Origin of the sequence: Neisseria sp. P0006.S009 (assembly GCF_051962915.1) — a bacterium.
GTDB classification, from domain to species: domain Bacteria; phylum Pseudomonadota; class Gammaproteobacteria; order Burkholderiales; family Neisseriaceae; genus Neisseria; species Neisseria subflava_E.
In genome coordinates this window covers 430,913-454,741 of sequence record NZ_JBQCUV010000002.1, presented here as the reverse complement: position 1 = coordinate 454,741, position 23,829 = coordinate 430,913, and the positions used below count along the sequence as shown (strand labels likewise).

The window sequence follows — 23,829 nt, the reverse complement described above, 5'->3', positions numbered from 1 at the left end:
TTTATTTAGTTAACGTTTTTGCCGGCGCACTGCCGCGCAAAAACCAAATCATGACGGGAACCAGATACAGCAGCCAAATCAGGACTTCGCCTTCGGTCGGGTGGTCGGTATAGCCGAAGAAACCGCCGAGCAGCACGCCTAAAGGGCTGTCTTCATGCAAATATTTCGATGTATCGAAAGCAATATCCTGCATCACATTCCATACGCCGGCCTCATGCAGCGCGCGAAACGAACCGGCCAGCAGACCGGCCGCCACCACAATCAAAAACGCGCCCGTCCAACGGAAAAACTTCGCCAAGTTCAGGCGCATACCGCCCTGATAAATCAGCGTACCGATGACAACCGCCACCAACAGCCCCAACACCGCGCCTATCGGCATAGACCATGTCGGGCTTTGCTGGAACACGGCCAGCAGGAAAAACACGCTCTCCAAACCTTCGCGCGCCACAGCCAAAAACGCCATGCCGACCAAGGCCCAACCCTGGCCGCTGCCGCGGTTCAAGGCCGACTGAACAGAATCCTGAAGATGCTGTTTCATCGAACGCGCGGCCTTCTTCATCCACAAAATCATGTACGTCAGCATCGCCACAGCCACCAGGCCGATGGCGCCGACCACCAATTCCTGTTCTTTTTGCGGAATCTCGCCGGTAGCGGAATGAATGCCGTAACCAATACCCAAACACATGACCGAAGCCAAAAACACGCCCAGCCAAACCTTCGGCATCAGCTCGCTGTGTCCCGACTGTTTCAAAAAACTGGCAACAATACCGACGATCAGGGCGGCTTCGATGCCCTCGCGCAGCATAATCAATAAAGCAATCAGCATAAAAAACTCTAAAGTGAAATGTTCATTTGTTAACGCATTTATAACGCTTTATGCTTAATAACGCAAATTATTTTTATTTTTTAATAACCCCATATTTATTAAGATTTTTTAAAATAAAATAACGGACGTAATCAATAAAAACTAAAAGGCCGTCTGAATAAGGCCGTCTGAATTTTATTTTTTCAGACGGCCTTAATTTATCTAAGCAATTGTAAATAAATAATAAAAAAGTTCCATAGTATAAATTTCCCTATCAGTGATATTTTCAGAATTTATCAAATTTAAAAGGTTGATTTACAACAAAAATTAAAACCGCCTTATCTTTTATAGTTGGCATATTGCTGGTGCAATCAGCAATCCATGACATAACAAACGCATAACAAAGGAACCCTCCTATGCCACGTTTAAAACTCCACCAAATCGCTTTGGCTTTGGCCGTTTCTGCCGCGCTGACCGCCTGCGGCGAGAAAACGGCTCAAACAACCGAAACCCCTCAAGCAGCTTCTGCCGCGAGCGGTGCCGATGCTGCCGCAAGCACCGCCGCTGTTTCGCCCCTCAAAATTCTGCCGATGTTTCTGCCGAAGACAAAGCCCTGTTGGAACGCGCGCAAGCTACGTTCAAACCTTTGCCTGACTTAGCCGAAATGCAAAAAGTTCGTCCGTTTACCGAAGAACAGGTCAAACTCGGCCAACAACTTTGGTACGAAAACCGCCTGTCCAAAGGCAACACCGTCAGCTGTAACTCTTGCCACAACTTGGCAACTGCCGGCGTAGACAACATGCCGACCAGCGCGGGTCACAAAAGCCAATTCGGTGGCCGTAACTCCCCAACTGCTCTGAATGCCGCCTTGTTGGGCAGCCAATTCTGGGACGGCCGTGCCGCCGATGTGGAAGAACAAGCCGGCGGCCCATTGCTCAACCCTGTTGAAATGGCCAACGCTACCGAAGCCGATGCCGCCGCCAAAATCGCCGGTATCCCTGAATACCAAGAAAAATTCAAAGCCGCATTCCCTGAAGACGGCGCGGTTTCCTTCAAAAACATCACCACCGCATTGGGCGCGTTTGAACGTACCCTGCTGACTCCGACCCGTTGGGACGACTACCTGAAAGGCAACGTATCTGCCCTGAGCGAACAAGAACGCAAAGGCGTACGCGCATTTATGGACAACGGCTGTATCGCTTGTCACAACGGCGTCAACTTGGGCGGTGCCATGTTCCAAAAATTCGGTTTGGTGGATGGTCCTTACTGGAAACACATCGACGATCCTAAACACGACAAAGGCCGTGCGGACGTAACCAAAAAAGCCGAAGACGAATTCTTCTTCCGCGTTCCCGGCTTGAGAAATGTTGAGCGCACCTATCCATACTTCCACAACGGCAGCGTTTGGGAACTGGATAAAGCCGTCAACATCATGGCAAAAGCCCAATTGGGTAAAACTCTGGCTCCGGAAGACACTGAAAACATCGTTGCCTTCTTGAAAGCCCTCTCCGGCAATGTTCCGGAGTCTGCCCGAACCATGCCTGAGCTGCCTGTCTCCCACGATGTCAAATCCCAACCTGACAACAAATAAGGTTTAGCGCAAAACAAAGGCCGTCTGAAAATCCGTTTCAGACGGCCTTTTTGTTGCCGGCCATATGGGCGCCTTTGTTTCACGATTCCACACAATATGGTAATCTTGAGCCGATTTTCACCATACATCCGAAAGGAACATCATGAGCCTGATTATTGAAGACTTGCAAGAAGGCCACGGCAAAGAAGCCGTCAAAGGCAAAGAAATCACCGTACATTACACCGGCTGGTTGGAAGACGGTACCAAATTCGACTCCAGCCTCGACCGCCGTCAACCGCTGACCATCACTCTGGGCGTCGGCCAAGTGATTAAAGGTTGGGACGAAGGCTTCGGCGGCATGAAAGAAGGCGGCAAACGCAAGCTGACCATTCCTTCCGAAATGGGCTACGGCGCACACGGTGCCGGCGGCGTGATTCCTCCGCACGCGATCTTGATTTTTGAAGTCGAGCTGCTGAAAGTGTACGAATAAGCATTTGACGCTTCCAAAGGCCGAGGCCGTCTGAAACCCGAAGTTTGGTTTTTCAGACGGCCTGTTTTTATCAAGATTCGGTATAATGCCTGTTTTACAAACAAACCATTTCCCAAGGAACCCTCATGCTTTTACCCGAACAAGTCAAAACCCTGATTGAAGGCGTTACCCCTTGCGAACACGTCGAAGTCGAAGGCGACGGCCATCACTTCTTCGCCGTAATCGTTTCTTCTTCCTTTGAAGGCAAAGCCCGCCTCGCCCGCCACCGCCTGATTAAAGACGGCCTCAAGCCGCAACTCGAAAGCAATGAATTGCACGCGCTGTCGATTTCCGTTGCCGCCACGCCGGCCGAATGGGCGGCCAAACAGGCTTAATTCGGAATCAAACAAAAGGCCGTCTGAAACTTCAGACGGCCTTTTTGCATTCAAACCCAAGCAGCCTCAGCTTCCGGCCTGCATCTGTTTTTTCGGGAAAAACTGCACCACATTCTCCCCTTGAGGCAACATCAATTTCTTCACGGCATGGCCGTACACAGTTTCAAGCGTGATGTTCAGACGGCCTTCGTTGGCAAAAATCTTATCCACAGCTTCCTTGGCCGCTTGCGGATTGCTGAACTTCAACGCATTCCACAATCCCAAGGTTTCCATGTCCTGCCAAAACGTCCCGGCTTTTTTATAGCTCAACTCAAGCTTGGCCGTGTCGGTTACCGGATCGTAAAAGCCGTTGTCGGCGAGCATATCGCCCAAGTCGTGCATATCAATCAGCGTGGGCGCTTCGCATTCGATGCCTTCATGGTTCAGACGGCCTGTCAGTTCGGTCAGGCTGTCGCGGCCAAAGTGCGTGAAAAACAATAATCCGTCGGTTTTCAAAGCAGCGGCCCAGTTTTTCAATACCGGCAAAATATCGTCGGCGCGGCTGAGGCTGAGGTTGGCCCACAGCATATCGGCAGCTGCTTCAGGCAGCGGCGCGGTCAGGGCTTGGCAATGTTGCGGAATGGTTTTGCCAGTCAGCTTCTGCCAGAAACCGCCTTTGCGCGCGGCGGCGGCGGTTTTCAAAAAGTCGGCATTCGGATCGTATTCTTCAAACACAGCGTCGGGATAACGCGCGGCCAGCAGGCTGCGGCTGATGTCGGCATCGGCACCAATCAGCATGATGCGTTTGGGTGCATTGCGGACCAGCTGCAGGCGCTCGTCGGTGTCTTGGGCGAGATGGCGGTGAATTTGCCAGCGTTTGTCTTGTTCGGTCATGGTGGGTCGTGTCAGCGGGCTTTGCCCGACAATATTCTGTTTTTATGGTTGATGTCTGTTTCAGACGGCCTTTTCGACGAAATTGCGGTAGGTTTCGGCAAATTCGTCGGCATGGCTTAAAAAGGGCGCGTGTGCGGCTTTGTCGATAAGGACCAGCTCGCTGTTGCTCAAATGGCGGTGTAAATATTCGCCCATGCGCGGCGGCGTAATGGCGTCTTTCTGTCCAAACACCAGCAATGACGGCGTTTGAATCAGCGGCAACAGCGGACGCGCATCGGCATGGTTGACCGCTTCAAGCGCGGCCTGTAAGGCGGAAGGCGTGCCGCAGCGCGCTAAATCGGGCAGCACCCGGTTTAAGATTTCGCCGGAATGGGGCGTGTGCAACAGTTGCAGTTGTAGAAACTGCTTAATATGTTTGGCATAATCCTGCTGGAATGCACCGACCATCTTGCCCAAGGCAGGTTGTGCCAAGCCTTCCGGATAATCCGTGTCGGCAGTCAATCGGGCAAAACTTGCCGTCAGGCAGAGCGATCGGATTTTATTGGGATAAAGCGCGGTCAGATACAGGGCAACCAGTCCGCCCAGCGACCAGCCGAGAATGTGTGCCGGCGTGTCGATTTGTCCGGCGAAGGCTTCGGCAACGGCGGCAATATCAAACGGCTCGGTAAAAGGCGCATCGCCGTGTCCGGGCAAATCAAGCGCGCGGACGTCCCAACCGGCAGGCAGGCGCGGTATCAAATCGTCGAATACATGGCGGTTCGCCGCCCAACCGTGTATCAGATAAACTTTTTTGGCGGAGTGTGGCATGAATGTTCTTTCTTGGTGGCGCAATTTGAAACGGCTCAATGCGCGACGTTGCGTATTATGCCACGATTCCGTTTCAGACGGCCTTTGCCGAGGCTGCACAAACGATTTGACGGAATATTTTATCGACGCGGCACAAAGCTGCCCTTTGTGTTTCCGCCATGTCGCGGGCGGGGCAGTGTGCGGCAGTTGTCAGAAAAAGCCGCCCGCATTTGATAGAATGTGGGCCTCGCTGTATTACGAACCGCCCGTCAGCAGCATGATACGCGAGCTGAAACACTTGGCCGACTTGGGCATGAGCCGTCCGTTGGCGGATTTGATGTGCCAAAACGCACCGGACTGGCTGGCGGCGGAACACTTCGATTTCGTCCTGCCCATGCCTTTGAGCAAAGAGCGGCGGCTCAAGCGCGGATTCAACCAAAGCGAGGCATTGACGGATATTTTGGCAAAACGCTACGGCTGGACGCTGCTGCCACGCCACGCGGTTTTCAGACGGCATGGCGAGCCGCAAAGTACGCTAAAAAGCGACGAACGTCGGCGAAATATCAAGAATGCATTTAAAATCAAAGCCGAATTGCCGAAGGCGTGTAATATTCTGTTAATTGACGATGTCTTCACCACCGGTTCGACTTTGGACGAATTGGCGAAAACGCTGAAAAAATCAGGCGCAGGTAAGATTTTTTGCTGGAGCTTGGCGCGTCCGCCAATGAAAAAATAGCTTAAAGTTTTTGACACCCATGGAACATTTCGGCATTATGCCACTCTATAAGTGATTGATTTATATGTTTACCATAGTTTTGTACCAACCCGAAATCCCGCCCAATACGGGCAATATCATCCGCCTGTGCGCCAATACCGGTGCCGATTTGCACTTGGTCAAGCCGCTTGGGTTTCCGCTGGATTCGTCCAAAATGAAACGCGCGGGCTTGGATTATCACGAGTTTGCCAAACTGACGGTACATGAGAATTTCGAAGACTGCCTCAAGGCCCTTGAAGGCCGCCGCATTTTCGCGCTGACCACCAAAGGCTCTACCCGCCCCGACGAAGTTTCCTTCCGCGAAGGCGACGTGTTGCTGTTTGGTCCCGAAACACGCGGCCTTCCTGCCGAAGTTCTCGACAGTCTGCCTGCCGGACAAAAAATCCGCCTGCCGATGATGCCCGGCAGCAGGAGCATGAATCTTTCCAATACCGTCGCCGTCATTCTGTTTGAAGCATGGCGACAAAACGGTTTTGCCGGCGGCGTATAACAGGCCGTCTGAAACCGCTGCGTTATCAACTCAAGAACGGAACCCGTTTTGACTTTTACCAAAAAAACCCTCCTTTCCCTAGCCGCCGCCACCATCGGCGTCCTTTCCATCAATGCCGCTGTTGCCGACAGCGTGGTCCGAGTCGAAAAACTGCATCCTTCTGCCAACCGCAGTTACAAAGTTGCCGGCAAACGCTACACGCCGCTGACCCAAGTTTCCTCTTTCAGCCAAACCGGCAAAGCCTCATGGTACGGCAACCAATTCCACGGCCGTAAAACTTCCAGCGGCGAGCGTTACAATATGAACGCCCTCTCCGCCGCCCACAAAACCCTCCCTATTCCCAGCTACGCACGCGTGACCAATATGCAAAACGGCAAAAGCGTCATCGTTCGCGTCAACGACCGCGGCCCTTTCCACGGCAACCGCGTCATCGATGTTTCCAAAGCCGCCGCCCAACAATTAGGCTTCATCAACCAAGGCACGGCCAACGTCAAAGTTGAGCAGATCATCCCCGGCCAAACCGCCGCTCAAACCATTATTTCCCCAAACAACAAAGAATTTTTTGTTGATTTGAAATCCTTCGGTACTCAACGCGAAGCACAGGCTTATTTGAACCAAGCCGCACAAAGCCTGCCGTCAGACAGCAAAATCATGCTTGAAAAACGCAACTACGAATACGTTGTCAAAATGGGGCCGTTCAGCAGCCAAGAACGTGCCGCCGAAGCAGGCGAACGCGCCCGTCATCTGAACCTGGCATCCGCCATCTGATTTCGTCCGCGTAACCGCTGAAGTTTGATACAATACAAGGCCGTCTGAAACCCGATTGCAAGGTTTCAGACGGCCTTTTTTAATCACAGGGGAACACCATGATCAGCAGGCTCACAGGCAAATTGATTGAGAAAAATCCGCCGCAGGTCGTTATCGACGTCAACGGCGTCGGTTATGAAGCCGACGTTTCCATGCAGACTTTCTACAACCTGCCCCCCGTTGGCGAAACCGTCCATCTCTACACCCAGCTTGTCGTCCGCGAAGACGCGCATTTGCTGTTTGGATTCGCCTCAGCCGAGGAACGCGCCACTTTCCGCCAACTGGTCAAAGTCAGCGGCATTGGTGCCAAAACCGCATTGGGCATTTTGTCGGCCATGAATGCCGACGAGCTGGCGCAAGCCGTCGCCGAAGAAGACGTCAAACGTCTCTCCTCCGCCCCCGGCATCGGCAAAAAAACCGCCGAACGCATGGTGTTGGAACTGCGCGGTAAACTCGTATCCCATACCGTTTCAGACGGCCTGTTTGCCCCTGATACCGTTGCCGACGAAAGCCAAGACATCATCAACACCCTGCTTGCCCTCGGCTACAACGAACGCGAAGCCAAAGCCGCCACCAAAGGCATTCCCAAAGGCACGGAAGTCGGCGAAGGCGTGCGCCTGGCCTTGAAAAACCTGCTCAAATAAGGCCGTCTGAAACATGAAGGCATTGGCCCTGAGCATCACCCTCTTTCTAAGCGCATGCGTCTATACCGAGACCCCGTATGGACGCACCGCCGTCTTAGACCTGCCCGTCCACTCGCAAACCACTGTCAACAAAACCGTGACCATCAACGCCCCGCCCGGGACGACCGTCATCTATCAAGACAGCGAACCCGTCCGCAATTACCCGGCCTATCCCGTTTATCCCCGCCGGGTTTATCGTTATCGATAAACAACGCTGACCGTTTGAAACCATATATTCAGACGGCCTGTTGAGAGACCAACCATGAAATACATCCTTCCCCTGCTTTTACTCCTGAGCGCCTGCACACCGGATACCAAGACCACGGATGCCGCATCCACCCCCAAAACACACGGCTTCGCACACCGCCTGACCGAAGGCGAAAAACTGCTGACCCAAGCCCTCATCAAACAAGACCTCGCCGCCTACTTCAAACACGAAACCGGCGGCGCATTTGCCGAACAAGCCCCCTTATTCTCGGCCCAGCAACTTGCCGAACAGAAAAACATCCCCAAAAACGATGCCATCGGCGTTTACGGCAAAATCATCAAAACTCAAGGCCGCACCGCCTGGCTGCAAACCGACAAGCAAACCCTCAAACTCGATTTGGCCGAACCGCTGCAAGAAGCTCAAGGCGAAGTTACCCTTGTTTGCCAACACGAAAACACCGCATTCCAAGACTGCCAAACAGAAGAAAACTTCGCCCGACGCTTTACCGAACAAATTTTCTCGGCGGTCGAGTCCGGACGCGTATCCGCCCAAACAGACGCACCGGCCGAAGAAATCATGGCCGGCCGCCTCATTCCGTTTTTAAGTGCCGCCAGCGACTTTACCGGCAACTTCAAAGCCTGCGCCACCACCATGACCGAATACTGCACCAGCCGCCTGGCACGCGAAATGCCCGAATCCGCAGTTCGCAAAAAAGCACAGGAATTGGGTTTGACCGAAATAGCATTTAAAAAGAAAAAATAAATATTTAGGCCGTCTGAACCCTATGGCGGCTGTGTTATAATCCGCACCTCATACAGGTCGGACAGACAGTCGCCGCGTATCGCGTAAGGCATACGGGGAGGAAAGTCCGGGCTCCACAGAGCAGAATGCCGGCTAACGGCCGGGCGCGGTAACGCGACGGAAAGTGGAACAGAAAGCAATACCGCCGATGATTGCCTTCGGGCAAAACAGGTAAGGGTGAAAAGGTGCGGTAAGAGCGCACCGTGCATTTGGTAACAAAGCGTAGCAGGCTAAACCCCATTCGGAGCAAGACCAAACAGAACGCGATGACGCTGCTCGCCGAGCGTTCGGGTAGGTTGCTTGAGCACACCAGCAATGATGTGCCTAGAGGAATGACTGTCCGCGACAGAACCCGGCTTACCGTCCGAGCTGTATGTCCCCATACCGCGGCAGGTTTTTAAAACCTGCCGCATTTTTATAGAAATAAAAAGGCCGTCTGAAACCTCAATCTTGGTTTCAGACGGCCTTTTTTTAAACCGCTGTTTATGGACGGTATTCCGGTTTCATGCCGTTGGGCAGGAGCTGCCATACATAGCCGGTGGTTTTCATTTTGCCGGCCACTTCGCCTGCTTCGTCACCATAACCCCAGAAATAATCCACACGGACCGCGCCTTTAATCGCGCTGCCGGTGTCTTGCGCCATAATCAAGCGGTTGAGGGCTTTTTTGGTGATCGGGTGGGCAGTGGCGACAAATAATGGTGCGCCAAGCGTGATGTAGTGACGGTCGATGGCACCGGCGTATTCGCCCATCAACGGCGTACCCAATGCACCCACCGGGCCGGAATCACTGCTGCCAGTCAGCTCGCGGAAGAAGACGTAGCTTGGGTTTTGCCCCAAAACTTCGGCAAGGCGGCCGGGGTTTTGCTTCATATAGGCCTTGATGCCCTGCATGCTGGTCTGACCCAGCGGCAGATAGCCTTTGTCCGCCATATAACGGCCGATGGAAACATACGGATGTTCGTTTTTATCGGCAAATCCGACACGGATGTATTTGCCGGACGGTGTTTTCAGACGGCCTGAACCTTGAATGTGCATAAAGAAAAGTTCGACCGGGTCATCTGCATAACCCAAAATCGGTGCTTTGCCGTTAAGCGCGCCGCCGTTGATTTGGCTGCGGGTGTAGTAAGGAACAAAACGGCTGCCTTCAAAACGGCCTTTCAGCGCAGTGCTGCGTGCTGTAATCGGGAATCTGGACAAGTCGGCCGTGTATGTGCCGCTGTTGTCAATGACGCCGCTGTTTGGGCCGGTTTGGCGGATGCGGACGGTGGCTTTGCTGCCCCTCAAGTTTGCAGCCAGCGGAACGGAAACGAAATCGTTCGGAATGCCGTAAATAGGGAAACGGGATTGGCTTGTGGATTTGTCGTCGCCGTGCAGGACCGGTTCATAATAGCCGGTAATGGTGCCGGCAGGATTGCCGCCGTTATCGACGCGCCATGCGGTGAAATAGCGCTCGAAAAAGTGCTTGGCTTGGAAATGGTGCACCGGTGTTTGCATGGCTTGGATACAAACGTCCTGCCAGCCTTGGCGGTTTTTAAGTTTTTCACAGCCTAAGCGGAAAGACTGCAGGCTTTTGGTAAAGTGTTGGAGGTCCCAGTGCGGCAATTCGTTGTAGGAAACTACGGTGTAGTTTGCTCCTCCCTCGCTCACTGTCGTACCGACGGGATCGGGCGTGCCAGTGGGGCGGTCGGGGCCTTTGATAACGCTGGTGTCGGTTTCGGGGAGGTTTTTAATGCTTTTGCTCGGACAGGCGGCAAGAATGGCTGCGGCAATACTGACGAGCGTGATGCGGTACAGATGTTTTTTCATGGAATCAATAGCGTGCTGAAAGGCCGTCTGAAAGCTATTTTTCAGACGGCCTATGTTGGAAAGTGCTGATTTTAACACAAAAAAGCCATTTATCGGCGCGGCGGCAATTTGACGACAACCGTATCGGCCAGTATATCGTAGAGCGTGCGGCGGTCGCGTTTGACAGAGAAGAGCATGATGAAGTTGATCAGTGTAATCAGTAGTGAATAAATTAAAATGTTTCCTTTTAATACAAAGTATGTAGCAAACACAATGGCAAGTACAATTAAGCCCCATGCAACTTCTCGTACCAATACCGTACCAAGAAAACCCGGATTGCTGCCATTGCTTTTCAATACTCGAATACGCATGATCTTTTTACCCAAGGATTGACCATAGCGGCTCATGTAATAAAGCTGAACAACACCGACAATTAAATATACGATAGAGGTCAATCCTAGCATCTGTGTCATATCGGCCCGCTCGCTGACACTTATTATAAGCTCTTGTGTAAAAGCAATATTTTTCTGCTTGGCAATTGCTGCTGTCTCAGTATATAAAATATAATAATAGGGTAAAAAAATAATTACATTAAATAAATAATTCAACAAATATGCCGCGACCCGTGACCATACTGAAGCAATATGGACATCCACTATTTCTGTTTTAGGCAAATCCGACAAATTGATTTCGCTCATTTAATCTTCCTCTGTGCTATTTAATGAGATGCAATTTCATTGCCATCTTAACCTATTTTTCCATCATTCTAAAAAATTTCGATAAAAACCTTTACATTTTCCGCAGACAGCGTTAAAACGTTTGTTTTCCCCTTTTTTATAGTGGGTTAACAAAAGTCTGAACAAAGCGCAGGCGATGCCGTTCCGATTTTTGTTAATGCACTATAAACTTATCCGGATTTTCTTTGTAAGGAGTAACACATGAAAGTAGGTTTTGTCGGCTGGCGCGGTATGGTCGGCTCTGTTTTGATGCAGCGTATGAAAGAAGAAAACGACTTCGCCCACATTCCCGAAGCGTTTTTCTTTACCACTTCCAACGTCGGCGGCGCTGCCCCTGATTTCGGTCAGGCAGCCAAAACATTGTTGGATGCCAACGATGTTGCCGAATTGGCAAAAATGGACATTATCGTTACCTGTCAGGGTGGCGATTACACCAAATCCGTCTTCCAACCCCTGCGCGACAGCGGCTGGAACGGCTACTGGGTTGACGCGGCTTCTTCCCTACGCATGAAAGACGATGCGATTATCGTCCTCGACCCTGTCAACCGCAACGTCATCGACAACGGCCTCAAAAACGGCGTGAAAAACTACATCGGCGGCAACTGTACCGTTTCCCTGATGCTGATGGCTTTGGGCGGTTTGTTCCAAAACGATTTGGTCGAATGGGCAACCAGCATGACCTACCAAGCCGCTTCAGGCGCAGGTGCGAAAAACATGCGCGAACTCATCAGCGGCATGGGTGCGATTCACGCTAAAGTGGCGGACGAACTTGCCGATCCTTCCAGCGCGATTCTCGATATCGACCGCAAAGTGTCCGATTTCCTGCGCAGCGAAGACTATCCGAAAGCCAACTTCGGCGTACCGCTCGCCGGCAGCCTGATTCCGTGGATTGACGTAGACTTGGGCAACGGCCAGTCCAAAGAAGAATGGAAGGGCGGCGTAGAAACCAACAAAATCCTCGGCCGCAGCGACAATCCGACCGTAATCGACGGCTTGTGCGTGCGCATCGGCTCTATGCGCTGCCACAGCCAAGCCCTCACCCTGAAACTGAAAAAAGACCTGCCTGTTTCTGAAATCGAAGCCATCTTGGCAGGTGCAAACGATTGGGTGAAAGTTATCCCCAACGAAAAAGAAGCCAGCATTCACGAGCTGACGCCTGCCAAAGTTACCGGCACGCTGTCTGTTCCTGTCGGCCGTATCCGCAAACTGGAGATGGGCGGCGAATACATCAGCGCGTTCACTGTCGGCGACCAACTCTTGTGGGGTGCTGCCGAGCCGTTGCGCCGCGTATTGCGCATTATCTTGGGCAGCCTGTAATTTAGGTTGGCATGAAAAAAGCAACGGTTTGAGCCGTTGCTTTTTTTGTCACAACAAGGCCGTCTGAAATGTTCAGACGGCCTTATTTCCTATTCTTTCTTACCGGCCAAACCGATTTCTTTGGTAGAGTCGCCAACTTTGATTTGCGCCTTACCGGCAATTTCTTCAGCCTGAGGGCCGAAGAGTTTCAAATCATAACGGCCGCTTTCGATACCGTTCAAACTGGTTTTACCGCTGATGGCAGCTTTACCATTGTTATTGGCAATGCCTGCGGCAAGCAGATCGACATTATTGTGGGAAGCCATGCTGCTGATTTTGCCGTAACCTTGTTTTTTATCGAAATCGACGGTGTATTTCAGACGGCCGCTGCGGTCGTCGCCGTTAAACGCAATACCCGAATACTGATAGCTGCCTTGTTTGGGCAAATTGCGGTAAGCGGTTTCATCGCCTTGGACTTCGCCGACAGTGAATGTGTATGTATCCAGGTTTTGCAGCTTGCCTGCGTCATCGGCTTTTTGTTTGGCGTAACGCGCGGCAACAGTGGAATAATTTTGTTTATACACTTGGAAGTCGCCGGTTTCCAAAGTGATGACTTGGCCGTTTACCTTGATTTTTTGGGCGTAGTCGTAAGAGGATACTTTATCGGTTTTCAAAAAGCCGGTATCGAGTTTGCCGCCTTTTTGCAGGGTTTGCGTTTTACCGTTAGCCGTCAGCTCCAACGTACCGTTTTCAGGGACGGATTCGTTCAATTCAACGGACAACACGCCTTTCGGATGCGGATTGAGCGGCTCGGTCACGGCATTCGACAAGCCGCTTGTTGCGCCGCCGCAGGCAGCCAGCATCAAAGACAGGGAAGCAGTCAAAGCAGAAATGCGGAGGGTTCTCATCATTTTTTCCTTTCCTTTTTTATTTGATATGATATTTATCATATACCTAAAAAAATGAACAATAAATGATTTTTGTCAAAATTAAGTATTTTGAATATTGATTTTATAAATATTGAAACATTTTTAGAATATCGGGCATTCAGTCCTTCCCGCCTCCCTTCCGCTATAATCATTTTATTTTGCAAACGGATTTCATCATGCCGAAAATCACCCTTATCGCCGCCTACGCCGCCCGCCGCTGTATCGGCATCAACAACACCATGCCTTGGCATTTGCCCGAGGATTTTGCCTTTTTCAAATCCTACACCACCGGCAAACCCGTCATTATGGGCCGCAAAACATGGGAATCTCTGCCGCGCAAACCGCTGCCCGGCCGTCAAAATATCGTCATTACCCGCCAAGATTATCAGGCCGAAGGCGCGCAAACGGCGGCTTCTTTGGAAGATGCGCTGGCTTTGTGTCAGGGAGTTGAAGAAGTCATCATCATGGGCGGCGCGCAAATTTATGCACAAGCCCTGCCGATTGCCACCGATTTACGTTTGACCGAAGTCGGTTTGGATGTGGATGGCGATGCGTTTTTTCCTGAGTTTTCCACAGAAACATGGCAAGAAGCCTCTCGGGAAAACCATGTTTCCGCCAAAGGCATCGAATACGCATTTGTGCATTATGTGAAGGCATAATCCGACAACGCAAAGGCCGTCTGAATCCCTGTTTTTCAGGTTTCAGACGGCCTTTTTATTTCGTTTGTTTACGGCATACCGTTTAAGCTGTTTTGTTTTTCAAAGGCAGTTTGATATGCGGTTTGGCCGGCTTGGGTGCTTCTTTCAGTCCAAGTTCGATTTGTTGCTCTTCGCTCAACAAATTGCTCCAGTCGCCTTTTTTATACCAGTCGCGGCCGTCCAACTCGATGGGGTGCTGAATGCGCTCGCAACCGTTGCCGCATTGCAAATCGTCTTCTTTGCAGTATTTGTCGCAACCCCAGCAGATACGCTCGGGATTTTTCGGGAAAATGGGAAATTTCTTGGCCATGATGTTCTTCTTTTGTTTGTGTGCGGTATGGGCAGAATTATAAGTGATTTGAATGGGGCTGGCGGCGGGTTTATCGTGTTTTACGCTGATTTTTTAAGATGTGTTAACCTTTCAGACGGCCTATACTGTAAAAATAATCCCTACGCGGTACAACAAAAGGACCCGATATGAACATATGCCGTCTGAAGCCTGAATTTATCGAGCCTTTAGCCCTCGCGCTGTTTGAGGAGTGGCACGATTTTGCGCCGTGGTCGTCTCTGGACAAAATCCGTGCATATTACGCGCAGTGCCTCGATGGGGATGACTTGCCGCTGGCGTTTGCGGCTGTGGATAAGGAAGGGCGGCTGATGGGTTCGGCGGCATTGAAGCAGTTTGATATGGCGTGTTTTCCCGAATACGAATATTGGCTGGGCGATGTGTTCGTTTTACCGCAATTTCGCGGTTTGGGCGTAGGCAGGCAGCTGGTCTCGTTTTGTCTGGATAAAGCACGCGAACTGGGTTTGCCGCATCTGTATCTCTATACGCCGGATGTGCAGGCCGTGTATGAAAAGTTCGGCTGGAAAGAAATCACGCAGACTTGGCACAACGGGGAAACCGTATCCGTCATGAAATTGGATTTATAGCTTGAAAAGAATAAAAGGCCGTCTGAACATTTGGTTTCAGACGGCCTTTGCCTTTGAATTATCCACAACTACCCTATCCGTTTAAACGGCGGCAAACAGGCCAATAATTGTTGGCCGTAGCGTTGCGTTTTGACGCGGTTGTCGAGGATGGTCACGCGGCCGTAATCCTGTTCGGTACGGATAAGGCGGCCGACGGCTTGAATCAGTTTGATGCTGGCTTCGGGTACCGTAATTTCGATAAAGGGATTGCCGCCGCGTTGTTCAATCCAACGGTTTTGGGTTTTCTCGATGGGATTGTCCGGCATGGCAAACGGCAACTTGGCAATAATGACTTGCACACAGGCCGTGCCGGGCAGATCAAGGCCTTCGGCAAAACTGTCGAGGCCGAAAATAATGCTGGCTTTGCCTTCGGCAATGGCTTGATGGTGCCTTTGTAAAAGAACGGCCTTGGGCAACTCGCCCTGCACAAGCAGAAGCGGCAAGTATTCGTCAGGCAGTCGTAAGGCGACATCCTGCATTTGCTTGCGCGAGGAAAACAACACCAGCGTACCGATGGCTTCAACCGGCGAAACCAGCTTCGGCAACCATTCGACAATGGCGGCCGTGTGCGCATCAGGGTCTTTGGGGCTGGCGTGTACGGGCGGAATATACAGCTCGCCTTGCGTATCGAAATTAAACGGGCTTTCCAATGCAAGCGTGGTGGTTTCAGGCAGCCACAGCAGGCCGGTTTGGCGCAAAATCAGGTTGAAGCTGCCGAGCGATTGCAGGGTGGCCGAAGTCAGTACCGCGCCTGCCGCACGCCGCCACAGGCTGTTGGCAAGGTGGGATGCGCTGCTGATGGGGCTGGCGTTGAAAATGTAGTCGTTTTTGTCGTCGGCACGGCGGGTTATCCATTTCGCCAACGGCTCTTCGCCTTCAATGGGAACGGTGGAGAGTAAATCCCAAACCGCGCTGATTTGTTCGATACGGGCGATAAAAAGGCCGAACTCGCTGGTCAGGCGGTCGAGGAGCGTGCTGTCCTGCTCTTTTTCGCGGCGTGCGGCGGAAAGCGCATCATTCAGCCCGACAACGTGTTTGAGCAGGCTGCGCGCAGCAATGGCCGTATTGGAAACTGTGGTTTCCAGGCCTTCGGGGATTTTGCCGTCTTCCCACAGCCAAGTCGGTTCATTATGTTTCCGCCTGTCGTTTTCAGACGACCCAAGACTTAAAGACGGCTCTTCCGCCAAATGGAACTGCCATTCATGCAGGCTGTCGAGCAAGGATGTGGCAGCTTCATCGGCAAGGTTGGCAAGTTCGGCTTTATCGGTCAGCGCGGCAATTTTGCCGGTAAGCTGCGGCAATTTTTCCAGCGTCCAAACGGCAATATTCCATGAATGTTCGGCGGCAAAACGGCTGAGGGCTTTTTTGGGCAGGTGGTGCGCTTCGTCTATGCAATAGAAACTGTTTTCGGGCGCAGGCAGAATCACTCCGCCGCCCATACTGATGTCGGCAAGCAGAAGATCGTGGTTGGCAACGACGACATCGACGGTTTCCAAGACATCGCGTGCCAGGTAAAACGGGCATTCCGGACGGTTGGGGCAGGCGGCTTTCAGGCAGCCGTGGCGGTCGTTGGTCACTTTGAGCCAAATCGCGTCATCGATTTTTTCCGGCCAAGCATCGCGATCGCCATTAAAGCGGCGGGCGGAAAATTCATCGGCAATGTAGCGCAACAGATTTAATTCTTCCGGCTTGGGTTTGCTGTCCCACAACACTTCCGGCGCTTCAAAACCAAGCAGGTTTTGCTGGGCGTTGTTTTGCGTCAGTTGATAGAGTTTGTAGGGGCAAAGATAACGGCCGCGCCCCTTGGCAAGCGCAAAGGTCAGCTCCAAACCGCTTTTTTCGACCAGAAACGGCAAATCGCGGTCAACCAACTGCTCCTGCAAAGCCACCGTCGCGCTGCTGACAATCAACCGTTTGCCGCGCGTCTGCGCCATGATGCCGCCGGCCAAAAGGTAGGCCAACGATTTACCCACGCCGGTCGGCCCTTCGATCACAGCAATGCTCTCGCCCTCGCGTTTGGGCGCTTCTTCGCCTTCTTCACGTGTCAACGTCCGCGAAAAAGCGTTCGCAATCGCCGCAATCATTTCCCGCTGCGAAGCGCGCGGACGGAAACCGGGCAGATTTTTGCCGATGTTTTGGTAATGGTCGCGGATGGCGTTTTTTTCTAAATCGGTGAGCATTGAGGCCGTCTGAATGGGTTTGCAAGAATAGCGTATTTTAGCATTTTTACCTTCATGAAGCCCTTGTTAAATTAAATGTAATTAGCATAGATTATAAGATATAATGTTTATAAGTAATCTACTTAGGAGTGCCTACTATGACCATAGAAATTTATTCTCATAATGCTTTACATTATTTAGTTGATATTACCCGCTTTGAAGAAGAACTAAAAAAAGAAATAAAATTCAACCAAAACGTTAAAGTATTTTTTATAAATAATCCTAAAATCAAAGGATTAGTAGAAACTGATATTGATTTACTCCTACTTATTGCTATTGAAAATAAAACTAATAGTTATTACACTATAAAATCCAAGGAAGATAATAAAATATTGTATTTCAATAATCTTATTATACCAATTAAATTTATTGATTATCTTGAAGATATTATAGCACCTGAACCTAAAGGAAAAATTAATTATATTTATACTGATAAATATGAAGAAAATATTGGTATATATATTAATGAATTATCAAATAAAACAAAGCATTATTTAGAATCTATTTGGAAAGATTGCCAACTTGATCTGTCTTTTAAAGACAATCCTATTAAATTTAAAATTACACCACATCCAATTATTTGGACACTAAGCCATAATAATAAATACTATGATTTCACTCGACCTAATTTTATTTATGCTCCAAGATTTGGATTTAATGAACTCATCTATTATCTAAGAAATAATCCTCCTGAAAAAACAAACCGATTTACCTCTAATGCACACTGGTCTATTGAAAAAGATAATCATAAGGCCTATATGATTATTGATGATCATATTAACTTATTAAAAAAACAATTAGAAAATGATAATAAGATTGGATTATTAACTAAGAAAAAAATTGATCGTCTAAATAAACAATATGCAGAAGATTTAAAAATATATGAAAAATATCTTTCTGAACAAGGAAATATTCCTCAAGAAAATAATAACATCTTTGATTTTGTTTTTGGGTTAGACAATAAAAAACAAAAAATAACTATATTACCAGAAAGAATTCGGGCAGAAAAAGAACTTAATAAGAATCTTATCATCATTAGTGGCAAGGCTGGTTCTGGTAAAACATTTGAAATGCTGTCATTAATCAAAAAATCCTATGAAAATGCAAAAGAAAAAACAGCTTATGGGGCAAGAAGTGGTTACTATTTAACTTATAATAAATTATTAGCAAACGATGTTAGAACAATAACTAATCACTATCAAAGTGGGACAAAAACTGCAGTAAAAACAATACATAAATTTATTTATCAAAGAACAATGAGTTTATTAATATTAAGAATAATGAATACAGAAAGAATTAAAGAACTTTTAGAAATTCAAGATGAAAGAAAAAACAAAGTAGTAGAGTACATTTCTAAAAAACCTATAGTCAATACTCCTGATAGTTCATGGGATAAAGGTACAAGGGAGTTTTTCTTAAGATGGATAGGAAAATCTAAAAACCCTTCATTAGAAGATTTAGAAAAACATGTTTATGCAAATAAAATAAAAATTGAAAATAAAATAAATCGTGAGGTATTTTTAGTAGATTATTATCAAGTTTTACGTTATCTCATTCTTGCAATTCAAAATCCAAGAGAATTATTTTATAAACTAAAAATAAATTCTCTCACTGAAAAAAGATGGGAGGAACTTCTTGCCCTAAAAGAAGCGAAAAACAAATATAAACAGACACCGGAAGATTTTACTAAACTTGTAAATCGTTCTTTAGGAAGTGTTCGTGGGCAGGGAAAAATTTTATTTATTGATGAAGGACAAGATTGTCATCCTCTTGAGCGTGATCTTTTTCTTTTACTTTGGGGAAAGAAAAATATTGTAGTATGTACAGGAGGTAAAGAACAGCTTATCCGCCATAGTGAAGAATGTAACTGGAAATACCTAGATACTGAAAAAAGAGTTGTTCATAACGTAATTGAGATTCAAAAACGTAATCGTACCTTTAGAATGAAACAGAATATTGTTGATTTCTGTAATTTTATTGCTAATGAATTCCAAATCAACCTTGATTTAAGTGCTATTCGGTCTAACGAGGATAAAGGTACAGTCCTCATTGAGATGAATGACCCTATACATACTAAACTTAAAAGTACAGTAGATACACTAAAAAAAATAGGTATAGATAACGAACTTTCAAATTACGAAAGTATTCTATTCTTAATGGAGTCAGATTCTAAATGTTTATTCGAAGAAGGAAAAAAAGTTGAAGATATTCAAATTGATAGTAATAATAATGTACTAGAATCTGAATCAACAAAAGATAAGATCTCAAATTTGTCCCAACTAGTCGGTATTCCTGAAGAGAATTTATTTTTACATAATCAGGAGAAAAAAAATCAACAAATTCACGAAAATAATATCCAGGAAGATAGTTTTCATGTTGAGGAATTTCCATCTGCAGATACTTATCGAGGTATTTTTTATGAATCTTGTAGAGGTTTAGAAGCATGGTCTGTTGTCTGTCTTGATCTTGATTTATTCTTTGACCGTAAAAAACAAGAAGAAACAGCAGCAAGTTATCTAAGTGATGATTTATATTTTACAGAAGAAGAGCGCAAACAAAAATATGCAGCAACTTGGGTATTAATGGTACTTACTCGACCAATTGATACACTATATATTCATATTAATAACCCAGCTTCTGAATTGGGAAAATTAATGCAAAAATATATTGATCAAAAATAATCAATTGTATTGAAACCGTGATTTACTTTCTTTCTACACAAAATTATTTTCATCTTCCCTAAAATCTTTTTATAAACAGATTTTAGTAGTTGTAATGAAAGAATTATTTTTCCGGATCAGTAAATCTTAAAGCCATCTGAAACTTTATTATAAATTTCAGACGGCCTTTTGCTTTGGGAGAGAATAAATAGGGGATATCGTTAATTAATTGCTGTCTTACAGCAAACGGGCATGTGTATCGTTATAACCGATATCTGTAATTTCTCACACGCCGGTAGCCGGAACGGTAAATTTCACGCAGTCATCGTCTTTACGCGGATCACATGCATCGTAGTATTCAACCTTAGTCAAACCTGGAATCTGGCCGGAGTCATTGGCATGGTTCCATTCAGACATACGACTGTCAGCAAATGATGCGGTGGCGGCAGTTGCAATAATCAGGGTCAGGAGTGTTTTTCATGATACTTTCCTTTTTTAATCAGAATATTATCTATGTTTAGGTTTATGTTTAACCGATGAAATGCATTGTATTGATTTTATATTGGTTGATAAATACACATTTATTGATGTTGTATTAACCAATAAGAAACAATAAACCGCTTACACACTCAAGGCCGTCTGAAACTTTAGCCGCACTGATGCAGAGGTACCCACAATTTTTGCTTGTCGGATTTGTTTTTCTCGTAGCGGTTCCACGCTTTTTCGTGAAAATAAAAGACGACGGTATTGACGATGGGTTCGACCAAAGCCACCGCGCTGGAAACGCCGATACTGCCGGTCAAAATATAGGCGACACTAAATGCGACGCTGAAATGCAAAATAGCAAATGTAATGGTTTTAATCATGCTGTTTTCCTGATACATTGATGTTTTAATCGCTACATAATAATTATTATCAACTAACGCGTAAATTTTAAATCCTTTATCCTAATTTAGATTTTATAAATCGATATTTTATTTTTGATAGGAATTTTATGAACCCGCTCCATATTGTCGTCCTCGACCGCGATACTCTCGTCAACCGCCCGTTTGATTTTGATTTTCCACATACATTGAGCAGCTACGGCACAACCGAAGCGCACGAAACGCTGGAGCGTATCCGCGGTGCGGACATTGTGATTACCAACAAAGTCGTGATTTCCGCCCAAGCATTTGCCGAAAATCCACAACTCAAGCTGGTTGCCGTTACCGCGACAGGCGTCAACAATGTGGACGTTGAGGCTGCCAAACAAAACGGCACGGCAGTGTGCAATATTCGCGCTTACGGCAATGAATCCGTGGCGGAACACGCGTTTATGATGATGATTACCCTGATGCGCAACCTGCCTGCCTACCAGCGCGACGTTGCTGCAGGCTTATGGGAAAACTCGCCGTTTTTCTGCCATCTCGGCGCCCCGATGCGCGATTTAAACGGTAAAACGCTGGCGATTTTCGGTCGCGGCAATATCGGTAAAACGCTGGCAACTTATGCTCAGGCTTTCAAAATGAATGTCGTGTTCGCCGAACATAAAAATGCCCAAAGCGTCCGCGACGGCTATGTTTCCTTTGACGAAGCCATCCGCTCTGCCGATGTCGTGTCGCTTAATTGCCCGCTTACGCCGCAAACGGCAAACATGATAGGCGAAGCCGAATTGCAACAAATGAAACCCCGCGCCATCCTCATCAACTGCGGTCGCGGCGGCTTGGTCGATGAAGCCGCTTTGGTTGCGGCGTTGAAATACGGCCAAATCGGCGGTGCAGGTTTTGACGTATTGACACAAGAGCCGCCACGCGACGGCAACCCTCTGCTGAAAGCCCGACTGCCCAACCTTATCGTTACGCCACACATTGCATGGGCAAGCCAAGAGGCCGCCAACCGCCTGTTTGACATTCTTTTGGACAACATCAACCGCTTTGTGGCCGGCAATCCGCAAAATCTGGTTTAATCTATGGAAAACCTGTTGATAAGGTTGTGAACAATTTTAAAGGCCATCTGAAATATTCAGACGGCCTTTATTAATCTTTATTCATTTCATAAAGTTATCTATCAAATAGGCTAAATCGTTTCATTCTTCATTGTGGATAACCCTATAAAAAGGCCGTCTGAAATACTCAGACGGCCTTTTGTTTGCTCAGGCAAATTAAATATCGTATGTGGTTGAAGCGGTATCGCCACCCTTGCCTGTCCAGTTGGTATGGAAGAACTCGCCGCGCGGTTTGTCTGTACGCTCGTAAGTGTGCGCGCCGAAGTAGTCACGTTGCGCTTGCAGCAGGTTGGCAGGCAGGCGCTCGGAAGTGTAGCCGTCAAGGAAGGTAATGGCAGAAGCCATGCAAGGCATCGGAATACCGCATTCGATCGCTTTAGCCACCACTTTGCGCCATGCAGGCAGACAGGTTTCCAATACGCCTTTGAAATAAGGATCGGAACCCAAGAAGACCAAATCAGGATTGGCTTCGTATGCGTCGCGGATGTTGCCCAAGAACGCGCTGCGGATGATGCAGCCTTCACGCCACAAGAGGGCGGTGTTGCCGTAATTCAATGCCCAATCGTTGTTTTCGCTGGCTTCGCGGATCAGCATAAAGCCTTGTGCATAAGAAATGATTTTGGATGCCAACAGGGCTTGGCGCAAAGCATCTACCCATGCGGCTTTATCGCCTTCAATCGGGGTAATGGTTTTGCCAAACAGGCTGTTTGCTTGGATGCGTTGGTCTTTAAACGCGGACACGCAACGTGCAAACACGGCTTCGGAAATCAGGGTCAACGGGATACCCAAATCGAGGGCATTGATGCCGGTCCATTTGCCTGTACCTTTTTGACCTGCGGTATCAAGGATTTTTTCAACCAAAGGTTCGCCGTTTTCATCTCTGTAACCCAAAATCGCGGCGGTAATTTCGACCAGATAAGAATCCAGTTCGGTTTTGTTCCATTCGTTGAAAATGCGGTGCATTTCGTCGTAGCTCAGACCCAAGCCGTCTTTCATGAATTGGTACGCTTCGCAAATCAACTGCATATCGCCGTATTCGATGCCGTTGTGCACCATTTTGACGAAGTGGCCCGCACCATCGCGACCGACCCAGTCGCAGCAAGGCTCGCCTTGAGGCGTTTTGGCGGAGATGGCTTGGAAAATCGGCTTAACAGCAGGCCATGCGGCTTCATCGCCGCCAGGCATGATAGACGGACCGTGACGCGCGCCTTCTTCGCCGCCGGACACGCCCGCGCCGATAAAGCGGATGCCTTTTGCCGCCAGCTCGTGGGTGCGGCGGGTGGAATCGGGATAGTTGGCGTTGCCGCCGTCAATAATAATGTCGCCTTGGTCCAAAAGCGGAACGAGTTGTTCGATAAAGTCGTCAACGACAGAACCTGCGCGAACCATCATCATGATTTTGCGCGGTTTTTCCAGTTTATCCACTAAATCTTGCAATGAATAGGCACCGATAATGTTGGTGCCTTTAGCTGCGCCGTTGAGAAAATCGTCTACTTTAGCGGTGGTCCGGTTGTACGCCACGACTTTGAAACCGCGATCGTTCATATTCAAAATCAAATTTTGACCCATAACGGCCAAGCCGATTACGCCGATATCGCCTTTCATTGATGGAAGCTCCATTATTAATTTAATTTATCAACCGTAACTCTATCTGATTTACAGAGATTTAACAATCCTTAACTATCTAATTTTTTGAAAAGATGCCTTTACGTTTCAGACGGCCTTTACCTTTGGGAAAACAAACTATAAATTAGATTTTAAATAATAAATAGAAGATGATATTGAGTGCTGCCACAGCTTGTTGATAACTTTGATTATAAAAATTTTTCAAATACTTAGCTGATATTTTTTGATGAGGATAAAGTATGGTCGGCCTTGTTTGTAGGT

General features: G+C 48.2%; 24 protein-coding genes, 1 other RNA gene and 1 pseudogene. 15 read left to right on the top strand and 11 right to left on the bottom strand.

Annotation, left to right across the window (positions count from 1 at the left end; all coding sequences use genetic code 11):
- Window position 1 precedes the first annotated feature (1 nt).
- Entirely contained in the window at window positions 2-826 is an 825-nt protein-coding gene (efeU, locus tag ACTHTK_RS05970) for an iron uptake transporter permease EfeU (protein ID WP_036492490.1), read from the bottom strand.
- A 395-nt stretch (window positions 827-1,221) separates the two neighbouring features.
- Between efeU and ACTHTK_RS05965 the strand changes: the two are divergent.
- The 3 genes and pseudogenes from ACTHTK_RS05965 (at window position 1,222) to ACTHTK_RS05955 (ending at window position 3,239) form a co-directional block, all read left to right on the top strand.
- Window positions 1,222-2,396 (top strand): annotated as a pseudogene (locus ACTHTK_RS05965) (cytochrome-c peroxidase).
- Between the two features lie 139 nt (window positions 2,397-2,535).
- On the top strand, window positions 2,536-2,865 hold the full coding sequence (locus ACTHTK_RS05960) for an FKBP-type peptidyl-prolyl cis-trans isomerase (RefSeq protein WP_293202418.1): 330 nt from the start codon (window positions 2,536-2,538) through the stop codon (window positions 2,863-2,865).
- 125 nt (window positions 2,866-2,990) lie between these two features.
- Window positions 2,991-3,239 (top strand): BolA family protein, encoded by a 249-nt coding sequence (locus tag ACTHTK_RS05955; protein ID WP_003686612.1) that lies wholly within the window; start codon window positions 2,991-2,993, stop codon window positions 3,237-3,239.
- 66 nt (window positions 3,240-3,305) lie between these two features.
- Here ACTHTK_RS05955 and ACTHTK_RS05950 read toward each other — a convergent pair whose 3' ends face one another.
- Window positions 3,306-4,112, bottom strand: coding sequence for a methyltransferase (locus ACTHTK_RS05950; RefSeq protein ID WP_440378481.1), 807 nt, complete (start codon window positions 4,110-4,112; stop codon window positions 3,306-3,308).
- 60 nt (window positions 4,113-4,172) lie between these two features.
- Complete coding sequence (gene bioH, locus ACTHTK_RS05945; RefSeq protein WP_440378480.1) at window positions 4,173-4,919, bottom strand: pimeloyl-ACP methyl ester esterase BioH; 747 nt, start codon at window positions 4,917-4,919, stop codon at window positions 4,173-4,175.
- Between bioH and ACTHTK_RS05940 the strand changes: the two genes are divergently transcribed.
- From ACTHTK_RS05940 to rnpB, 7 genes are all read left to right on the top strand, one after another.
- Window positions 4,918-5,634, top strand: a complete 717-nt coding sequence (locus ACTHTK_RS05940; RefSeq protein WP_107723935.1) for a ComF family protein — start codon at window positions 4,918-4,920, stop codon at window positions 5,632-5,634. The two genes, bioH and ACTHTK_RS05940, sit on opposite strands and share 2 nt — an antisense overlap.
- Before the next feature lie 64 nt (window positions 5,635-5,698).
- Entirely contained in the window at window positions 5,699-6,163 is a 465-nt protein-coding gene (gene trmL / locus ACTHTK_RS05935) for a tRNA (uridine(34)/cytosine(34)/5-carboxymethylaminomethyluridine(34)-2'-O)-methyltransferase TrmL (RefSeq protein WP_049335654.1), read from the top strand.
- 48 nt (window positions 6,164-6,211) lie between these two features.
- Window positions 6,212-6,931, top strand: coding sequence for a septal ring lytic transglycosylase RlpA family protein (locus tag ACTHTK_RS05930; protein WP_070624865.1), 720 nt, complete (start codon window positions 6,212-6,214; stop codon window positions 6,929-6,931).
- Between the two features lie 98 nt (window positions 6,932-7,029).
- Window positions 7,030-7,614, top strand: a complete 585-nt coding sequence (gene ruvA / locus ACTHTK_RS05925) for a Holliday junction branch migration protein RuvA (RefSeq protein WP_107723934.1) — start codon at window positions 7,030-7,032, stop codon at window positions 7,612-7,614.
- 13 nt (window positions 7,615-7,627) lie between these two features.
- Window positions 7,628-7,861, top strand: coding sequence for a hypothetical protein (locus tag ACTHTK_RS05920; protein WP_049335660.1), 234 nt, complete (start codon window positions 7,628-7,630; stop codon window positions 7,859-7,861).
- 54 nt (window positions 7,862-7,915) lie between these two features.
- Window positions 7,916-8,623 (top strand): hypothetical protein, encoded by a 708-nt coding sequence (locus tag ACTHTK_RS05915; RefSeq protein WP_107723933.1) that lies wholly within the window; start codon window positions 7,916-7,918, stop codon window positions 8,621-8,623.
- A gap of 53 nt (window positions 8,624-8,676) precedes the next feature.
- Window positions 8,677-9,038, top strand: an RNA gene (rnpB, locus tag ACTHTK_RS05910) — RNase P RNA component class A.
- A 107-nt stretch (window positions 9,039-9,145) separates the two neighbouring features.
- On the opposite strand, the gene mltA is transcribed toward rnpB, so the two are convergent.
- Both mltA and ACTHTK_RS05900 read right to left on the bottom strand, forming a co-directional pair.
- Window positions 9,146-10,468 carry a murein transglycosylase A gene (gene mltA, locus ACTHTK_RS05905; RefSeq protein WP_107723932.1) on the bottom strand — a complete coding sequence of 441 codons (1,323 nt, stop codon included), beginning with the start codon at window positions 10,466-10,468 and terminating at the stop codon, window positions 9,146-9,148.
- Between the two features lie 89 nt (window positions 10,469-10,557).
- Window positions 10,558-11,145 (bottom strand): RDD family protein, encoded by a 588-nt coding sequence (locus ACTHTK_RS05900; RefSeq protein ID WP_371459504.1) that lies wholly within the window; start codon window positions 11,143-11,145, stop codon window positions 10,558-10,560.
- Between the two features lie 240 nt (window positions 11,146-11,385).
- Here ACTHTK_RS05900 and asd point away from each other — a divergent pair, with 240 nt between their 5' ends.
- On the top strand, window positions 11,386-12,501 hold the full coding sequence (gene asd / locus ACTHTK_RS05895; protein ID WP_063076326.1) for an aspartate-semialdehyde dehydrogenase: 1,116 nt from the start codon (window positions 11,386-11,388) through the stop codon (window positions 12,499-12,501).
- Between the two features lie 89 nt (window positions 12,502-12,590).
- Here the strand turns inward: asd and ACTHTK_RS05890 are convergent, their stop codons facing one another.
- Window positions 12,591-13,388 carry a factor H-binding protein gene (locus tag ACTHTK_RS05890; protein ID WP_371459708.1) on the bottom strand — a complete coding sequence of 266 codons (798 nt, stop codon included), beginning with the start codon at window positions 13,386-13,388 and terminating at the stop codon, window positions 12,591-12,593.
- A gap of 197 nt (window positions 13,389-13,585) precedes the next feature.
- On the opposite strand from ACTHTK_RS05890, the gene ACTHTK_RS05885 reads away from it, so the two are divergent.
- Window positions 13,586-14,068 (top strand): dihydrofolate reductase, encoded by a 483-nt coding sequence (locus ACTHTK_RS05885; RefSeq protein WP_049349171.1) that lies wholly within the window; start codon window positions 13,586-13,588, stop codon window positions 14,066-14,068.
- Window positions 14,069-14,150: 82 nt separating this feature from the next.
- Here the strand turns inward: ACTHTK_RS05885 and ACTHTK_RS05880 are convergent, their stop codons facing one another.
- Entirely contained in the window at window positions 14,151-14,417 is a 267-nt protein-coding gene (locus ACTHTK_RS05880) for a DUF3079 domain-containing protein (protein WP_003686685.1), read from the bottom strand.
- Window positions 14,418-14,584: 167 nt separating this feature from the next.
- Here ACTHTK_RS05880 and ACTHTK_RS05875 point away from each other — a divergent pair, with 167 nt between their 5' ends.
- Window positions 14,585-15,040 carry a GNAT family N-acetyltransferase gene (locus ACTHTK_RS05875; protein WP_371459505.1) on the top strand — a complete coding sequence of 152 codons (456 nt, stop codon included), beginning with the start codon at window positions 14,585-14,587 and terminating at the stop codon, window positions 15,038-15,040.
- A 68-nt stretch (window positions 15,041-15,108) separates the two neighbouring features.
- Here ACTHTK_RS05875 and dinG read toward each other — a convergent pair whose 3' ends face one another.
- Complete coding sequence (gene dinG, locus ACTHTK_RS05870; protein WP_440378479.1) at window positions 15,109-17,259, bottom strand: ATP-dependent DNA helicase DinG; 2,151 nt, start codon at window positions 17,257-17,259, stop codon at window positions 15,109-15,111.
- A 137-nt stretch (window positions 17,260-17,396) separates the two neighbouring features.
- Here dinG and ACTHTK_RS05865 point away from each other — a divergent pair, with 137 nt between their 5' ends.
- Window positions 17,397-19,979, top strand: coding sequence for a UvrD-helicase domain-containing protein (locus ACTHTK_RS05865; protein ID WP_440378478.1), 2,583 nt, complete (start codon window positions 17,397-17,399; stop codon window positions 19,977-19,979).
- A gap of 264 nt (window positions 19,980-20,243) precedes the next feature.
- On the opposite strand, the gene ACTHTK_RS05860 is transcribed toward ACTHTK_RS05865, so the two are convergent.
- Both ACTHTK_RS05860 and ACTHTK_RS05855 read right to left on the bottom strand, forming a co-directional pair.
- Window positions 20,244-20,375, bottom strand: a complete 132-nt coding sequence (locus ACTHTK_RS05860) for a hypothetical protein (RefSeq protein WP_283122213.1) — start codon at window positions 20,373-20,375, stop codon at window positions 20,244-20,246.
- Between the two features lie 230 nt (window positions 20,376-20,605).
- Window positions 20,606-20,824: a DUF2061 domain-containing protein gene (locus ACTHTK_RS05855; RefSeq protein ID WP_003686746.1), complete on the bottom strand. Its 219-nt coding sequence runs from the start codon at window positions 20,822-20,824 to the stop codon at window positions 20,606-20,608.
- A gap of 128 nt (window positions 20,825-20,952) precedes the next feature.
- Here ACTHTK_RS05855 and ACTHTK_RS05850 point away from each other — a divergent pair, with 128 nt between their 5' ends.
- Window positions 20,953-21,903: a D-2-hydroxyacid dehydrogenase gene (locus ACTHTK_RS05850; RefSeq protein WP_107723924.1), complete on the top strand. Its 951-nt coding sequence runs from the start codon at window positions 20,953-20,955 to the stop codon at window positions 21,901-21,903.
- Window positions 21,904-22,098: 195 nt separating this feature from the next.
- Here the strand turns inward: ACTHTK_RS05850 and gnd are convergent, their stop codons facing one another.
- A complete protein-coding gene (gene gnd / locus ACTHTK_RS05845; protein WP_107723923.1) occupies window positions 22,099-23,547 on the bottom strand; it encodes a decarboxylating NADP(+)-dependent phosphogluconate dehydrogenase in 1,449 nt (482 codons plus the stop codon).
- Between the last annotated feature and the right edge of the window lie 282 nt (window positions 23,548-23,829).

Coding starts and splice junctions, on each gene's coding strand:
- ACTHTK_RS05850 (WP_107723924.1), top strand. CDS start 20,953: ATGAACCCGCTCCATATTGTCGTCCTCGACCGCGATACTCTCGTCAAC.
- ACTHTK_RS05950 (WP_440378481.1), bottom strand. CDS start 4,112: ATGACCGAACAAGACAAACGCTGGCAAATTCACCGCCATCTCGCCCAA.
- bioH (WP_440378480.1), bottom strand. CDS start 4,919: ATGCCACACTCCGCCAAAAAAGTTTATCTGATACACGGTTGGGCGGCG.
- ACTHTK_RS05865 (WP_440378478.1), top strand. CDS start 17,397: ATGACCATAGAAATTTATTCTCATAATGCTTTACATTATTTAGTTGAT.
- ACTHTK_RS05885 (WP_049349171.1), top strand. CDS start 13,586: ATGCCGAAAATCACCCTTATCGCCGCCTACGCCGCCCGCCGCTGTATC.
- ACTHTK_RS05920 (WP_049335660.1), top strand. CDS start 7,628: ATGAAGGCATTGGCCCTGAGCATCACCCTCTTTCTAAGCGCATGCGTC.
- ruvA (WP_107723934.1), top strand. CDS start 7,030: ATGATCAGCAGGCTCACAGGCAAATTGATTGAGAAAAATCCGCCGCAG.
- ACTHTK_RS05955 (WP_003686612.1), top strand. CDS start 2,991: ATGCTTTTACCCGAACAAGTCAAAACCCTGATTGAAGGCGTTACCCCT.
- asd (WP_063076326.1), top strand. CDS start 11,386: ATGAAAGTAGGTTTTGTCGGCTGGCGCGGTATGGTCGGCTCTGTTTTG.
- ACTHTK_RS05940 (WP_107723935.1), top strand. CDS start 4,918: ATGAATGTTCTTTCTTGGTGGCGCAATTTGAAACGGCTCAATGCGCGA.
- ACTHTK_RS05915 (WP_107723933.1), top strand. CDS start 7,916: ATGAAATACATCCTTCCCCTGCTTTTACTCCTGAGCGCCTGCACACCG.
- ACTHTK_RS05875 (WP_371459505.1), top strand. CDS start 14,585: ATGAACATATGCCGTCTGAAGCCTGAATTTATCGAGCCTTTAGCCCTC.
- ACTHTK_RS05860 (WP_283122213.1), bottom strand. CDS start 20,375: ATGTCTGAATGGAACCATGCCAATGACTCCGGCCAGATTCCAGGTTTG.
- dinG (WP_440378479.1), bottom strand. CDS start 17,259: ATGCTCACCGATTTAGAAAAAAACGCCATCCGCGACCATTACCAAAAC.
- gnd (WP_107723923.1), bottom strand. CDS start 23,547: ATGAAAGGCGATATCGGCGTAATCGGCTTGGCCGTTATGGGTCAAAAT.
- ACTHTK_RS05890 (WP_371459708.1), bottom strand. CDS start 13,388: ATGAGAACCCTCCGCATTTCTGCTTTGACTGCTTCCCTGTCTTTGATG.
- efeU (WP_036492490.1), bottom strand. CDS start 826: ATGCTGATTGCTTTATTGATTATGCTGCGCGAGGGCATCGAAGCCGCC.
- trmL (WP_049335654.1), top strand. CDS start 5,699: ATGTTTACCATAGTTTTGTACCAACCCGAAATCCCGCCCAATACGGGC.
- ACTHTK_RS05855 (WP_003686746.1), bottom strand. CDS start 20,824: ATGATTAAAACCATTACATTTGCTATTTTGCATTTCAGCGTCGCATTT.
- mltA (WP_107723932.1), bottom strand. CDS start 10,468: ATGAAAAAACATCTGTACCGCATCACGCTCGTCAGTATTGCCGCAGCC.
- ACTHTK_RS05900 (WP_371459504.1), bottom strand. CDS start 11,145: ATGAGCGAAATCAATTTGTCGGATTTGCCTAAAACAGAAATAGTGGAT.
- ACTHTK_RS05880 (WP_003686685.1), bottom strand. CDS start 14,417: ATGGCCAAGAAATTTCCCATTTTCCCGAAAAATCCCGAGCGTATCTGC.